This is a genomic window from Enterobacter sp. AC1, from assembly GCF_050434705.1.
Taxonomy (GTDB): Bacteria; Pseudomonadota; Gammaproteobacteria; order Enterobacterales; family Enterobacteriaceae; genus Enterobacter; species Enterobacter cloacae_L.
Window position 1 is genome coordinate 140,954 of sequence record NZ_JBNDIZ010000008.1, and the last position, 13,944, is coordinate 154,897.

Here is a 13,944-nt window from a genome sequence, read left to right on the forward strand (position 1 = left end):
CACCTCGGGTCTGGCTAAAAGGAAAGCAACACCGCTATAGTTGTTTTGTATAGTACACCTGCATTGTACACAGTAAAACAACATGGAGACATACATGTCCATTTCTGAAAAAACCCCGATTAACCGTCAGTTCGAACGCGTTTCTGCCGAGAATGTTCGCCTGGCTGCCGAGTATCAGGCCGCCATTCTGGCCGACGTGGCCGGTCGCCGCGGTACGCTTCATGGTCGCATCAAGCCGCTGGCCCCACACATGTCCGTTGCGGGTCCGGCCATCACCGTTGAAGTCCGTCCCGGTGATAATCTGGCGATTCATGCTGCGATGGCGGTTGCGAAACCCGGTGATGTCCTGGTCGTCGATGGCAAAGGTGACCTGAGCTGCGCGCTGCTTGGAGAAATTATGGCCACTCAGGCTCAGGCGAGCGGCATTGCGGGCATCATTATTGACGGCGCTGTACGTGACGCCGATACCCTCAGCAAAGGTCACTACCCCGTCTTCTCTGCCGGTCTGAACCCCTGCGGCCCGACAAAGTTAATTTCTGGCCGGGTCAATCATCCCATTTCAGTCGCCGGGGCGACGGTTCAGGCCGGGGATCTGGTTGTAGCGGATATCGACGGCGTGGTAGTGATCCCGCGCGATGAGGTTCAGGAGGTTATCGCTCTGGCAAAAGGAAAGCTGGAGATGGAGACCCGGCGTCTTGCCGCCATCCGTGAAGGCGATTTACGTCCACACTGGCTTGATGACGCGCTTCGTAAGGCAGGTATGTTAGCTGACGGGGAGACGCTGTGATGGGAGGCAAAGACGTAGTTCTGGTTACCGGAAGCGATCTGGCAGAGCAGGCCATGGTGATGTTGCAAGGCTTTGAGGTGGTGTTTGCGGGCCGCCAGCCCACAGAAGATGAACTGATCGCTCTGTGTAAACGACACAATCCTGTAGCAATTCTGGTACGTTACGGCAAGATCACGGCGAAGGTCATGGATGCCGCCCCGGCTCTGAAGGTCATCTCCAAGCACGGAAGTGGGATCGATGTGATAGACCAGGCGGCAGCAGCCAAACGCCACATCGCCGTCCGTTCTGCGCCAGGCGCAAACGCGGCGGCCGTGGCTGAACATACCTGGGCGCTGATCCTCGCCTGCGCAAAGTCCGTGGTGCCTCTGGACAAGCGGCTGCGAGACGGGCACTGGGATAAGGCGACGCATAAATCCATTGAACTGGAGGGCTTAACGTTAGGGCTGATTGGATTGGGTGCCATCGGCTCGCGCGTGGCGAATATTGGTCACGCCTTCGGCATGAAGGTGCTGGCTTACGATCCCTATGCTCAGTCCATGCCTGCCCAATGCGAACGAGCAGAAACGCTGATCGGACTTCTTTCCCGTTCAGATGTCATCTCTTTGCACTGTCCGCTGACCGATGAGAACCGAGGGATGATCAATAGCCAGATGCTCGCGCACTGCAGGCGAAACGCAATCCTGGTGAATACGGCACGCGGTGGACTGATCCACAATGAATCGTTACTGGCGGCGCTGAGGGATGGCACGCTGCACAGCGCGGCACTGGACAGTTTTACCCACGAGCCGCTGACGGCGCCGCACCTCTGGCAGTCCGTAGAAAATGTGGTTATTTCACCGCATATTGGCGGCGTCACCGCAGCGTCATATATCAAGATGGGGACCGTGGCCGCGAGCAATATTCTGGCCGTGACAGACGTCACTACCGCCAGCCCATAAAGCCAACCGTGATGAGTGGCAGCGCGCTTATGTCACTTGTCTTCTGCCAGCGCCTGTGCGCAGGCCCAGGCGCTTGCCCATGCCCACTGGAAGTTGTACCCGCCGAGCCAGCCGGTAACGTCCATCACTTCGCCAATAAAATAGAGCCCCGGCACGTTGCGGGCTTCCATGGTGCGGGAAGAGAGTTCATGCGTATCCACCCCACCCAGCGTCACTTCCGCCGTGCGGTAGCCTTCGGTGCCGTTTGGCTGCACGCGCCAGTTTGTCAGCGTCTCGACCAGCGTCTCCTGCTCGCGGCTGTTAAGCTGCTTGAGCGACACATCCGGGATCTGCCCAAGCGCCTGCAAACATTCCACCAGGCGTTTCGGCAGCTGCATTGCCAGCGTATTTTTCAGGCTTTGATTAGGGTGCGCCGCGCGCTGCTCGTTGAGAAACGCGTCCAGATCGCAGTCCGGCACCAGGTTTACCGTCACAAATTCGCCCGGCTGCCAGTAGCTGGAGATTTGCAGCACCGCCGGACCGGAGAGGCCGCGATGGGTAAAGAGCAGATTTTCGCGGAACACCGTACCGTCTTCAGCGGTAATGACTGACGGAACAGACACCCCGGAGAGCGTCTGGAGCTGTTCGAGCAGCGGTTTATGCAGCGTGAACGGCACCAGACCGGCGCGGGTCGACAGAACCTTCAGGCCAAACTGTTCGGCAATTTTATAGCCGAACGGGGACGCGCCCAGCCCCGGCATCGACAGGCCGCCGCTGGCGATCACCAGGCTGTCGGCGCTGACGGTTTCACCGTTCAGCTGTAGCGTGTAACCCTGCTCGTCGCGGGCGACCTCCAGCACCTCCGTGCGCAGGCGCATCGTCACGCCCCCCTTCTCGCACTCGGCCACCAGCATATCGACAATCTGCTGCGCGGAGTCGTCGCAGAACAGCTGGCCCAGCGTCTTCTCATGCCACGCGATACCGTGCTTACCGACAAGATCGATAAAATCCCACTGGGTGTAACGCGCCAGCGCCGATTTGCAAAAATGACGGTTCTGGCTCAGATAGGCCGCGGGCTCAACATACAGGTTTGTAAAGTTGCAGCGCCCGCCGCCGGACATCAGGATCTTACGGCCTGGCTTTTTACCGTTATCCAGCAGCAGCACGCGACGACCCGCCTGTCCGGCCATCGCCGCACAAAACATACCCGCCGCACCGGCGCCAATTACCACGGCATCAAACCTTTCCACGTCAAAATCCTCTTGGTTAACTGCCGCGGATTGTAAAGTTTCCTCTGTGGTCACACCAGCGTAAAAAGATATTACAAAGCCATTCCATTGAAATTTAAAGAATAACCTTTCAGGTACTTTTCCCAAATCAGGTGGTATGTCAAAAAAAGTCTATATTTCACTTTGCCCGCCGTGCATTTGTCCTGGATAATGCGCCGCGTTCATGTCCTCAAAATGGCGTAACGTCCTATGCTACATTTGTTTGCCGGCCTGGATTTACATACCGGGCTTTTATTATTGCTTGCTCTGGTTTTTGTACTGTTTTACGAAGCGATCAACGGCTTCCACGACACTGCAAACGCAGTAGCAACGGTTATTTACACCCGTGCAATGCGATCGCAACTTGCGGTTGTTATGGCGGCGGTATTTAACTTTTTTGGTGTCCTCCTGGGCGGACTGAGCGTTGCGTATGCCATCGTGCATATGCTGCCAACGGATCTGCTGCTTAACGTTAGTTCTGGCCATGGCCTCGCTATGGTGTTCTCAATGCTGCTTGCTGCAATTATCTGGAACCTCGGTACCTGGTATTTCGGCCTGCCTGCATCCAGTTCTCACACTCTCATCGGCGCGATTATCGGTATCGGGTTAACAAACGCCCTGATGACCGGTACATCGGTTGTTGATGCGTTAAATATCCCGAAAGTACTGGGGATCTTTGCCTCACTTATCGTCTCCCCTATTGTGGGTCTGGTGGTGGCTGGCGGGCTGATCTTCATCCTGCGTCGTTACTGGAGCAACACCAAAAAGCGCTCCCGTATTCACCTGACGCCAGCAGAGCGTGAAAAGAAAGACGGCAAGAAAAAGCCGCCATTCTGGACGCGTATTGCTCTGATCATTTCCGCTATCGGCGTGGCTTTCTCCCACGGCGCGAACGATGGTCAGAAAGGCATTGGTCTGGTGATGCTGGTACTGATTGGCGTCGCACCGGCAGGATTCGTGGTCAACATGAATGCCTCTGGCTACGAAATCACCCGTACCCGTGATGCGGTAAACAACGTCGAAACCTACTTCCAGCAGCATCCCGAACTGCTGAAGAAGGCGACCGGCGTTGACCAGTTAATCCCTTCTCCGGAAGCGGGTGCCACGACTGGGCCTGGCGAGTTCCACTGCCATCCGGCAAACGCGATTAACGCGCTGGAACGTGCGAAAGGCATGCTGGGCAATATCGAAAGCTATGACAAACTGTCCGTTGAACAGCGTGGTCAGCTGCGTCGCATTATGCTGTGCATCTCTGATGTGACGGATAAAGTGGCGAAACTGCCTGACGTGAATGCTGACGACCAGCGTCTTCTGAAGAAACTGAAAGGCGATATGCTCAACACCATTGAGTACGCGCCAATCTGGATCATCATGGCCGTCGCGCTGGCGCTGGGTATCGGTACGATGATTGGCTGGCGTCGCGTGGCAACCACCATCGGCGAGAAGATCGGTAAGAAAGGCATGACCTATGCGCAGGGTATGTCCGCGCAGATGACGGCGGCGGTGTCTATCGGTCTGGCAAGCTATACCGGTATGCCGGTCTCAACGACCCACGTACTCTCCTCGTCCGTGGCAGGCACCATGATTGTTGACGGTGGCGGCCTGCAGCGCAAAACCGTGACCAACATTCTGATGGCCTGGGTGTTCACCCTTCCGGCATCCATTCTGCTGTCTGGCGGTTTGTACTGGATCTCGCTGAAGCTGATTTAATCGGTTGAGTGCGACAAAAAAGCGGGTCAGGAAACTGACCCGCTTTTTTTATGGCTGCTATTTGTCGTAAGGTGTTTGATAACATGAGGATTTTCTGAACATTTTTTGCTCAATTTCAAAACACAGAAAAAACTATCATGACGGCCAGAAGAAAAATCCAGACAAAGGAGAATGTATGGCTTCTGTCCCTATCTCAGGACCGGGTTCAATCGTTATAGCGAACAATATGCGTGAGGCACGCCTTAACGGAATGTCACGCAATATGGCCACGCCCTCAACGTATTATTGGTTCTACCAAAAAGTCCGAAATGGCGGTCCCTGGGATTATAAAAAATTCGACCCTTACTTTGCTGCATTTGGTAACTTCAACTTCGGAGCCGCAGGTACTGCGGCAGGTATCCCTGTAAACATCCTTCTTATGGGCGCTGGCTGGGCTCAAGGCCGGGCAGGTACCTCAAAACCGGAATGGGGAAAATGGTACGAAAAGCCGCCTTACGGAGACGACCCAACGGATCAGCGCAACATCAGAGAAGGAATAGAGTATGCCATTCAAAACGGCTATTAAATGGATTCATCGCCTTGTTACCGTTTCGCTTCTGGTTCTGGTCATTGGCTTTCTCTGGTTAAACCATCAGCCCAATCAGCGGAATAGCGATGAGCTACAGCGCGTTTATAAATTATCCGATAGCGTCTGGCTCTATATGACCGTGAACAATCAGGGTGGCACAACCGTACCACCAATCTACCGTTACTATCTCTCGGGGGCGCTTGCAGGGAAAGACACTGATATTATCCATCAGCTTGCTATGAAGTATCCGGTAATCGAAGGTACCGGCACGATAACCTCAGCCAGTATTGATACAAGCGGGGAAGTGAACATTACCTATAGCGGAAAGGTTATTTCTATCAAGAACAATATCTCCAGTCTCCGGTTCTCAGTTAAGCCCTGAGCCAGATGAAAGAAGGCGGGGTTTTCCCCGCCTGCTGTGATACTCAGTGCCAAATCATCAATGCAATCATACTGACCACGACCAGCCCGCACAGAGCGCTGGTCAAAATGAACTGACGACGCAGGCGCTCGCAACGACGGATAAACTCTTCATCGTGATGATCGCGGTAGCGCTGGTAGTAGATGTATCCCACCAGGCGCATCTGTTTGCTGGGCTGTCCATGCGAGGTGAAGAAACCTCCACCGTCCACATACTGATAAAGCAACGGATCGCAACCACGAAGTACCACTAACAGCGCACGTAACGATGAGAAATAGCGCGCCATATTCACTATGCAAACTACGCATAACGCCCAAAACAATGCGACGGTGCTAATCATACATCCTCCCCGGCGTCCGCCCACGAAGCAAGGCTCCTGAGCTACCGCACCCCAATGCCCTGACAGACAGTTCAGTGAAAGAATGACTAAAAGTCGATCCGGTTCGCGTTTTAATATCCGAACGGCTCATTAAATAGTGTAGGAGATCCGTTAATTTTTTTGCCACAAGGTTAATCGTTATCAACACCAAAGCTTGAAAAATATGTTTAACTGGGCCGTAATGAATGTATCAGACGACGGCATTCGCATTTAGTCATCGATAACTTAAGGAAGGAGTAACACTATGGCTTACAAACACATTCTCATCGCGGTAGACCTCTCTCCGGAGAGCAAAGTGCTGGTTGATAAAGCGGTATCCATGGCACGCCCCTACAACGCGAAAGTTTCGCTGATCCACGTTGATGTGAATTACTCCGACCTCTATACCGGTCTGATCGACGTGAATCTTGGCGATATGCAGAAACGCATCTCCGAAGAGACGCACCACGCCCTGAGCGAGCTGTCCACTAACGCGGGTTACCCTATCACCGAAACCCTGAGCGGCAGCGGTGACCTGGGTCAGGTACTGGTGGATGCGATTAAGAAATACGATATGGACCTGGTGGTTTGCGGTCACCATCAGGACTTCTGGAGCAAGCTGATGTCTTCAGCGCGCCAGCTGATTAACACCGTTCACGTGGATATGCTGATTGTTCCGCTGCGTGACGAAGAAGACGAGTAAGTGCGTTAAATTCCCCTCACCCTAACCCTCTCCCACAGGGAGAGGGGATAGATCGAGGACGTAGGCCGGGTAAGGCGAAGCCGCCACCCGGCTTTTTTTATTCCGGCGTACCTGAGTAGATATCAAACCGGTGCCCTTTGGTGGTCACCGCATTGGTCGTGGCAACGTCCGCCAGCGGCGGCGCATAGTCAGGGCGCTTTACCACCACCCGCTTTGTCGCGAGCTGACGAGCCGGCTCAAGCAGGCCGTCTGCATCTAAATCCGGCCCCACCAGCGACTGAAACACCCGCATCTCTTTTTTCACCAGCGCGCTTTTCTGCTTGTGCGGGAACATCGGGTCGAGATAAACAACCTGCGGGCGCGGGGTGATATCGGTCAGCGCCGTCAGGCTGGAGGCATGGATCAGCTGCAGCCGCTCCTGCAGCCACGGGCCGATTTCCGGGTCCGCGTAGCCACGGGTCAGGCCGTCATCGAGCAGTGCAGCCACCACCGGGTTGCGCTCCAGCATCCGCACGCGGCAGCCGACAGACGCCAGCACAAACGCATCGCGCCCCAGCCCCGCAGTGGCATCGACCACGTCCGGAAGATAGCTCCCTTTGATGCCGACCGCTTTGGCAACAGCCTCACCGCGGCCGCCGCCGAACTTGCGCCGGTGCGCCATGGCGCCGCCGACAAAATCGACAAAAATCCCACCGAGCTTCGGTTCGTCGCGCTTGCGTAATTCGAGATGCGCTGTCGTCATCACCAGCGCCATCGGGTTTTCTTCATCGTGCTCCAGCCCCCAGCGGGCCGCCAGAACTGATAAGGCGTCGTCTCCGGCGCCCGTTTCATCTACTAAGCAGATCTTCACGTAACAATCAGCCTTTGATTCCGTAATGCTCAAGCATCGCGTCCAGCTGAGGCTCGCGGCCGCGGAAGCGTTTGAACAGCACCATTGGCTCTTCAGAACCGCCCCGGGTCAGGATGTTGTCGAGGAACGACTGGCCGGTTTCGCGGTTGAAAATGCCCTCTTCTTCAAAGCGAGAGAAGGCGTCTGCTGCCAGCACGTCGGCCCACAGGTAGCTGTAGTAACCCGCCGCATAGCCGCCTGCGAAAATGTGGCTGAAGGCATGCGGGAAGCGGCCCCAGGTTGGTCCAGGGATCACGGCGACCTGCTTTTTAATCTCGGCCAGGGTTTCAAGGATTTTCGCCCCCTGCTCCGGGCTAAATTCGGCGTGCAGGCGGAAGTCAAACAGGCCGAACTCCAGCTGGCGCAGGATGAACATCGCCGCCTGGTAATTCTTGGCCGCCAGCATTTTATCCAGCAGCGCTTTCGGCAGCGGTTCACCGGTTTCGTAGTGACCGGAGATAAACGCCAGCGCGTCCGGCTCCCAGCACCAGTTTTCCATAAACTGGCTCGGCAGCTCGACCGCATCCCACGGCACACCGCTGATGCCGGCCACGCCTGCGGTTTCGATGCGGGTCAGCATATGGTGCAGACCGTGACCGAACTCGTGGAACAGGGTGATCACTTCGTCGTGGGTAAACAGCGCAGGTTTACCGCTCACCGGGCGGTTGAAGTTACAGGTCAGGTAAGCGACCGGCTTCTGCAGGGAGCCGTCGGCTTTACGCATCTGGCCCACGCAGTCGTCCATCCACGCCCCGCCGCGCTTGTTCTCACGGGCGTACAGGTCAAGGTAGAAGCTGCCGCGCAGTTCGTTTTTCTCGTCATACAGTTCGAAGAAGCGCACGTCCGGGTGCCAGACGTCGATATCGGTACGCTCTTTCGCGGTGATGCCATAAATGCGTTTCACCACTTCGAACAGGCCGTTAACGGCTTTGTTTTCCGGGAAGTACGGGCGCAGCTGCTCGTCGCTGATGCTGTAGAGGTGCTGCTTCTGTTTTTCGCTGTAGTAGGCGATATCCCACGGCTGCAGCTCGTCTACGCCGAACTCCGCTTTCGCGAAGGCACGCAGCTGGGCCAGCTCTTTTTCACCCTGCGGACGGGCGCGTTTCGCGAGATCCGTCAGGAAGTCGAGCACCTGCTGCGGGTTTTCCGCCATTTTGGTGGCGAGAGATTTGTCGGCGTAGTTTTCAAAGCCCAACAGCTGGGCCAGCTCGTGACGCAGCGCAAGGATTTCCGCCATCACCGGGCTGTTGTCCCACTTACCGGCATTCGGCCCCTGATCGGAAGCGCGGGTGCTGTACGCGCGGTACATCTCTTCGCGCAGGGCCTGATTGTCGCAGTAGGTCATGACCGGCAGATAGCTCGGGATATCCAGCGTTAACAGGAAGCCTTCCTGCTCTTTCGCTTCGGCCTGTGCTTTTGCCGCCGCCAGCGCGCTTTCCGGCATACCTGCCAGCTCCGCTTCGTCGGTAATCAGCTTCGTCCAGCCCATGGTGGCGTCGAGCACGTTGTTGCTGTACTGGTTGCCCAGCTCGGAGAGACGCGCGGCAATTTCACCGTAGCGGGTCTGCTTCTCTTTTGGCAGGCCAATCCCGGAAAGTTCGAAATCACGCAGGGCGTTATCGACGGATTTTTTCTGCGCGGTATTCAGTTCGGCATAGTGGTCACCGTCGCGCAGGTCGCGATACGCCTTATAAAGCCCTTCGTGCTGGCCGACCCAGGTGCTGTACTCAGAGAGCAGCGGCAGGGTCTGTTCGTAGGCTTCACGCAGTTCCGGGCTGTTTTTTACCGAATTCAGGTGGCTCACCGGGGAGAAAATACGCCCCAGAACGTCATCCACTTCGGCCAGCGGCTGACACAGATTTTCCCAGGTGTACGGCGCGCCCTGCGCGACCACGCTTTCTACCGCCGCACGGCAGTTGTCCAGCGATTGCGTAACGGCTGGAACCACATGCTCAGGGAGGATTTTAGAAAACGGTGGCAACGAAAAAGGCGTCAGTAATGGATTGGTCATAAACGCTGTCCTGTTGAATTTGATGAAAGAAGCGCGCTTCCGGCGCTGTGCATATTGTTCAGTAATGGGGTTAAGTGTAGAGGATTTCAATGGCCGCGCTTACCGTGCCTGCGGGTAATCTGTGCCGTTCTGCTGTAAACTGTGGCAAATCGTCATTTCAGCGGAAAATCATTACCCATGCTCAGTTATCGCCACAGCTTCCACGCAGGCAACCACGCCGATGTCCTTAAACACACCGTTCAGAGCCTGATCATTGAATCGCTCAAAGAGAAAGAGAAGCCATTTCTCTATCTGGACACCCACGCGGGCGCGGGCCGTTATCAGCTGAGCGGCGAGCATGCCGAGCGTACCGGTGAATATCTTGAAGGGATCGCCCGCATCTGGCAGCAGGACGACCTGCCTGCGGAGCTGGAGTCCTATATCGGCGTGGTGAACCACTTCAACCGCAACGGTCAGCTGCGCTATTACCCAGGATCACCGCTGATTGCACGCCAGCTGCTGCGCGAGCAGGACAGCCTCCAGCTGACCGAGCTGCACCCGAGCGATTTCCCGCTGCTGCGTTCCGAATTCCAGAAAGACGGCCGCGCCCGCGTGGAAAAAGCCGACGGCTACCAGCAGCTAAAAGCCAAGCTACCGCCGGTTTCACGCCGTGGGCTGGTGCTGATCGACCCGCCGTACGAAATCAAAACCGACTATCAGGCGGTGGTGACCGGCATCCACGAAGGCTACAAGCGCTTCGCCACCGGGACATACGCCCTGTGGTATCCGGTGGTCCTGCGCGCGCAAATCAAACGTATGATCAAAGACCTGGAAGCGACCGGCATCCGCAAAATCCTGCAGATCGAGCTGGCGGTGCGCCCGGACAGTGACCAGCGCGGCATGACCGCCTCGGGCATGATCGTCATCAACCCGCCGTGGAAGCTTGAAGCGCAAATGAACAACGTGCTGCCGTGGCTGCATAAAAAGCTGGTGCCAGCCGGTACTGGCCACGCCACCGTCAGTTGGATCGTGCCGGAGTAATCGCAGCCATCGGTGGAAACTATTGATTTCAGGTATACAATCGCGGCAATTCACGATTAAGGATAACAGCTATGACTAAGCATTATGACTACATCGCAATCGGCGGCGGCAGCGGCGGCATCGCCTCCATCAACCGCGCGGCCATGTACGGCCAGAAGTGCGCGCTGATTGAAGCGAAAGCGCTGGGCGGCACCTGCGTGAACGTGGGTTGTGTACCGAAGAAAGTGATGTGGCATGCGGCGCAAATCCGTGAAGCTATCCATATGTATGGCCCGGACTACGGCTTTGATACCACCCTCAACCACTTCGACTGGGATAAGCTGATCGCCAGCCGTACCGCCTACATCGACCGTATTCATACCTCATACGACAACGTGCTGGGTAAAAATAACGTCGACGTTATCCACGGTTTCGCCCGCTTTGTGGACGCCAAAACGATCGAAGTGAACGGCGAGACGATCACCGCCGATCACATCCTGATCGCCACCGGCGGTCGTCCGAGCCACCCGAACATCCCGGGCGTGGAATACGGTATCGACTCCGACGGTTTCTTCGAACTGCCAGCCCTGCCAAAACGCGTTGCCGTTGTTGGCGCGGGTTACATTGCGGTAGAGCTGGCCGGCGTGATTAACGGCCTGGGCGCGGAAGCGCACCTGTTCGTGCGTAAACACGCGCCGCTGCGCAGCTTTGACCCGCTGATCGTCGATACGCTGGTTGAAGTGATGAACGCCGAAGGCCCAACCCTGCACACCAACGCCGTGCCAAAAGCGGTCGTGAAAAACGCGGACGGCAGCCTGACCCTGGAGCTGGAAGATGGCCGCAGCCAGACCGTCGATTGCCTGATCTGGGCGATTGGGCGTGAACCTGCGAACGATAACTTCAACCTCGGCGTGACCGGGGTGAAAACCGACGAAAAAGGTTATATCGTCGTCGATAAATTCCAGAACACCAGCGTACCGGGCATTTACGCGGTCGGCGATAACACCGGCGCGGTTGAGCTGACCCCGGTAGCCGTTGCGGCAGGCCGTCGCCTTTCCGAGCGCCTGTTCAACAACAAGCCGGACGAGCATCTGGACTACAGTAACATCCCGACCGTGGTCTTCAGCCACCCGCCAATCGGCACCGTGGGCTTAACCGAGCCGCAGGCGCGCGAGCAGTATGGCGACGACCAGGTGAAAGTGTATAAATCGGCCTTCACCGCGATGTATACCGCCGTCACCTCTCACCGTCAGCCGTGCCGCATGAAGCTGGTCTGCGTCGGTCCGGACGAGAAGATTGTCGGCATCCACGGCATTGGCTTCGGCATGGATGAGATCCTGCAGGGCTTTGCCGTGGCGCTGAAGATGGGCGCGACCAAAAAAGACTTCGACAACACCGTGGCAATCCACCCGACGGCGGCGGAAGAGTTTGTGACCATGCGTTAATCCTGATGCCCCTTTCTCGAGGGGCATTTTTTTAACATTCATAAATCGTTGCAAAACGAATGCTCCGAAAATAGTGATCTACCGCACATATCCCTCCCCATCTACCGAAGCGAATGACTACGCTTATAAGACGCCCGGATAAACCTGTCTTTTGAACACACAACCGGAGGTCCTTATCACCATGTTCAACCAGAAACTACAGGCTACCGAGAACATCGAGTTCGAGATTGCAGAAGAGCTGCGCTACGAGACCGATCCCTGCGAGTTAAAACTGGATGAGATGATCGAGGCGGAGCCGGAACCGGAAATGATTGAAGGGCTGCCCGCGTCGGATGCGCTGACGCCCGCAGACCGCTACCTTGAACTGTTTGAACACGTGCAGTCGTCGCGGCTGTTTGCGGACAGCAAAACCTTCCCCGACTGCGCGCCGAAAATGGATCCGCTGGACATCCTGATCCGCTATCGCAAGGTCAGACGCCACAGGGATTTCGACCTGCGACAGTTTGTGGAGAACCACTTCTGGATGCCGGAAACGTACGGCACAGAATATGTCTCCGACCCGGGCCTCTCCCTGAAAGAGCACATTGATAACCTGTGGCCGGTGCTGACGCGCGAGCCGCAGGATCATATTCCCTGGTCTTCCCTGCTGGCGCTGCCGCAGGCCTATATCGTCCCCGGCGGACGATTCAGCGAGACCTACTACTGGGATTCCTATTTCTCCATGCTGGGGCTGGCGGAGAGCGGTCGTAACGATCTGCTGAAGTGTATGGCGGATAACTTCGCGTGGCTTATCGAGCGCTACGGCCATATCCCCAACGGCAACCGCACCTATTACCTCAGCCGCTCGCAGCCGCCGGTCTTTGCGCTGATGGTGGAGCTGTTTGAGGAGGACGGCGTGCGCGGTGCGAAACGCTATCTGGATCACCTCAAAATGGAGTACGCCTTCTGGATGGATGGCGCGGAGTCGCTGCTGCTTAATCAGGCTTACCGCAGCGCCGTGCGCATGCCGGACGGTTCATTGCTCAATCGCTACTGGGACGACCGTGACACCCCGCGCGATGAATCGTGGATTGAGGACGTGGAAACCGCCCGCCACTCCGGTCGTCCGCCCAATGAGGTGTATCGCGATCTGCGTGCGGGTGCGGCGTCAGGGTGGGATTACTCGTCCCGCTGGCTGCGCGATCCGTCGCGGCTCGCCAGCATCCGCACGACGCAGTTTATCCCCATCGATTTGAACGCCTTCCTGTTCAAGCTGGAAAGCGCCATCGCCAACATTTCGGCGTCAAAAGGGGATAAAGAGACGGCCGACCTGTTCCGCCAGAAAGCCAGCGATCGCCGCGCAGCGGTGAACCGCTATCTGTGGGATGAGGAGAGCGGCTGCTACCGCGATTATGACTGGCGACGCGAAGAGCTGGCCCTGTTCTCGGCAGCCAGTATTGTGCCGCTGTACGTTGGCATGGCGACCCACGAGCAGGCCGAGCGCTTGTCGGATGCGGTGAAAGCGCGGCTACTGACGCCGGGCGGGATTCTGGCCACCGAATACGAAACCGGCGAACAGTGGGATAAACCCAACGGCTGGGCGCCGCTGCAGTGGATGGCGATTCAGGGGTTCAAACAGTATGGCAATGACTCGCTGGGGGATGAGATCGCCTGGAGCTGGCTGCATACGGTGAACCATTTTTATAAGACGCACCATAAGCTGATTGAGAAGTACCACATCGCCAGCAGCACGCCGCGCGAAGGGGGCGGGGGTGAGTATCCGCTTCAGGATGGCTTCGGCTGGACCAACGGCGTGGTGCGCCGGCTGATTGGGCTGTATGGGGAGCCTTGAGTGGGGTGGGGTGCGGTCTGATCCCCTCACCCCGGCC

General features: G+C 56.8%; 13 protein-coding genes. 9 read left to right on the plus strand and 4 right to left on the minus strand.

Annotated features, from left to right (window positions below; all coding sequences use genetic code 11):
- The first annotated feature begins 94 nt into the window (after window positions 1-94).
- Together M2433_RS20185 and M2433_RS20190 are read left to right on the plus strand one after the other, a co-directional pair.
- Window positions 95-787, plus strand: a complete 693-nt coding sequence (locus tag M2433_RS20185; protein ID WP_429056375.1) for an RraA family protein — start codon at window positions 95-97, stop codon at window positions 785-787.
- Entirely contained in the window at window positions 787-1,725 is a 939-nt protein-coding gene (locus M2433_RS20190) for an NAD(P)-dependent oxidoreductase (protein WP_429056859.1), read from the plus strand. Before M2433_RS20185 ends, M2433_RS20190 begins: the two co-directional genes overlap by 1 nt.
- Window positions 1,726-1,757: 32 nt before the next feature.
- On the opposite strand, the gene M2433_RS20195 is transcribed toward M2433_RS20190, so the two are convergent.
- The gene (locus M2433_RS20195) at window positions 1,758-2,954 is read right to left on the minus strand and encodes an NAD(P)/FAD-dependent oxidoreductase (protein ID WP_429056373.1); all 1,197 of its coding nucleotides are present in this window, start codon (window positions 2,952-2,954) and stop codon (window positions 1,758-1,760) included.
- Between the two features lie 228 nt (window positions 2,955-3,182).
- Here M2433_RS20195 and pitA point away from each other — a divergent pair, with 228 nt between their 5' ends.
- The 3 genes from pitA (at window position 3,183) to M2433_RS20210 (ending at window position 5,632) form a co-directional block, all read left to right on the plus strand.
- Window positions 3,183-4,682 carry an inorganic phosphate transporter PitA gene (gene pitA / locus M2433_RS20200; protein ID WP_429056371.1) on the plus strand — a complete coding sequence of 500 codons (1,500 nt, stop codon included), beginning with the start codon at window positions 3,183-3,185 and terminating at the stop codon, window positions 4,680-4,682.
- 175 nt (window positions 4,683-4,857) lie between these two features.
- Complete coding sequence (locus tag M2433_RS20205) at window positions 4,858-5,247, plus strand: polymorphic toxin type 44 domain-containing protein (RefSeq protein WP_429056369.1); 390 nt, start codon at window positions 4,858-4,860, stop codon at window positions 5,245-5,247.
- The gene (locus M2433_RS20210) at window positions 5,225-5,632 is read left to right on the plus strand and encodes a hypothetical protein (protein WP_429056367.1); all 408 of its coding nucleotides are present in this window, start codon (window positions 5,225-5,227) and stop codon (window positions 5,630-5,632) included. Before M2433_RS20205 ends, M2433_RS20210 begins: the two co-directional genes overlap by 23 nt.
- A 43-nt stretch (window positions 5,633-5,675) precedes the next feature.
- Here M2433_RS20210 and uspB read toward each other — a convergent pair whose 3' ends face one another.
- Entirely contained in the window at window positions 5,676-6,011 is a 336-nt protein-coding gene (gene uspB, locus M2433_RS20215; RefSeq protein WP_003861224.1) for a universal stress protein UspB, read from the minus strand.
- 283 nt (window positions 6,012-6,294) lie between these two features.
- Here uspB and uspA point away from each other — a divergent pair, with 283 nt between their 5' ends.
- Window positions 6,295-6,732, plus strand: coding sequence for a universal stress protein UspA (gene uspA, locus M2433_RS20220; protein WP_003861223.1), 438 nt, complete (start codon window positions 6,295-6,297; stop codon window positions 6,730-6,732).
- A 97-nt stretch (window positions 6,733-6,829) separates the two neighbouring features.
- On the opposite strand, the gene rsmJ is transcribed toward uspA, so the two are convergent.
- Complete coding sequence (rsmJ, locus tag M2433_RS20225) at window positions 6,830-7,582, minus strand: 16S rRNA (guanine(1516)-N(2))-methyltransferase RsmJ (RefSeq protein WP_429056362.1); 753 nt, start codon at window positions 7,580-7,582, stop codon at window positions 6,830-6,832.
- A gap of 7 nt (window positions 7,583-7,589) precedes the next feature.
- Complete coding sequence (gene prlC, locus M2433_RS20230) at window positions 7,590-9,632, minus strand: oligopeptidase A (protein WP_048976969.1); 2,043 nt, start codon at window positions 9,630-9,632, stop codon at window positions 7,590-7,592.
- 177 nt (window positions 9,633-9,809) lie between these two features.
- Between prlC and M2433_RS20235 the strand changes: the two genes are divergently transcribed.
- The 3 genes from M2433_RS20235 to M2433_RS20245 all read left to right on the plus strand — a co-directional run bounded on the left by M2433_RS20235 (window position 9,810) and on the right by M2433_RS20245 (window position 13,907).
- Complete coding sequence (locus tag M2433_RS20235) at window positions 9,810-10,652, plus strand: 23S rRNA (adenine(2030)-N(6))-methyltransferase RlmJ (protein ID WP_429056361.1); 843 nt, start codon at window positions 9,810-9,812, stop codon at window positions 10,650-10,652.
- Window positions 10,653-10,723: 71 nt separating this feature from the next.
- Complete coding sequence (gorA, locus tag M2433_RS20240; protein ID WP_429056359.1) at window positions 10,724-12,076, plus strand: glutathione-disulfide reductase; 1,353 nt, start codon at window positions 10,724-10,726, stop codon at window positions 12,074-12,076.
- A gap of 181 nt (window positions 12,077-12,257) precedes the next feature.
- A complete protein-coding gene (locus M2433_RS20245; protein ID WP_429056357.1) occupies window positions 12,258-13,907 on the plus strand; it encodes an alpha,alpha-trehalase in 1,650 nt (549 codons plus the stop codon).
- Window positions 13,908-13,944 lie beyond the last annotated feature (37 nt).

Bases quoted from the DNA above. Each gene is read 5' to 3' on its own strand.
- M2433_RS20185 (WP_429056375.1), top strand. From the start codon at position 95: ATGTCCATTTCTGAAAAAACCCCGATTAACCGTCAGTTCGAACGCGTT.
- prlC (WP_048976969.1), bottom strand. From the start codon at position 9,632: ATGACCAATCCATTACTGACGCCTTTTTCGTTGCCACCGTTTTCTAAA.
- M2433_RS20210 (WP_429056367.1), top strand. From the start codon at position 5,225: ATGCCATTCAAAACGGCTATTAAATGGATTCATCGCCTTGTTACCGTT.
- M2433_RS20205 (WP_429056369.1), top strand. From the start codon at position 4,858: ATGGCTTCTGTCCCTATCTCAGGACCGGGTTCAATCGTTATAGCGAAC.
- M2433_RS20245 (WP_429056357.1), top strand. From the start codon at position 12,258: ATGTTCAACCAGAAACTACAGGCTACCGAGAACATCGAGTTCGAGATT.
- uspA (WP_003861223.1), top strand. From the start codon at position 6,295: ATGGCTTACAAACACATTCTCATCGCGGTAGACCTCTCTCCGGAGAGC.
- gorA (WP_429056359.1), top strand. From the start codon at position 10,724: ATGACTAAGCATTATGACTACATCGCAATCGGCGGCGGCAGCGGCGGC.
- M2433_RS20190 (WP_429056859.1), top strand. From the start codon at position 787: ATGGGAGGCAAAGACGTAGTTCTGGTTACCGGAAGCGATCTGGCAGAG.
- uspB (WP_003861224.1), bottom strand. From the start codon at position 6,011: ATGATTAGCACCGTCGCATTGTTTTGGGCGTTATGCGTAGTTTGCATA.
- pitA (WP_429056371.1), top strand. From the start codon at position 3,183: ATGCTACATTTGTTTGCCGGCCTGGATTTACATACCGGGCTTTTATTA.
- M2433_RS20235 (WP_429056361.1), top strand. From the start codon at position 9,810: ATGCTCAGTTATCGCCACAGCTTCCACGCAGGCAACCACGCCGATGTC.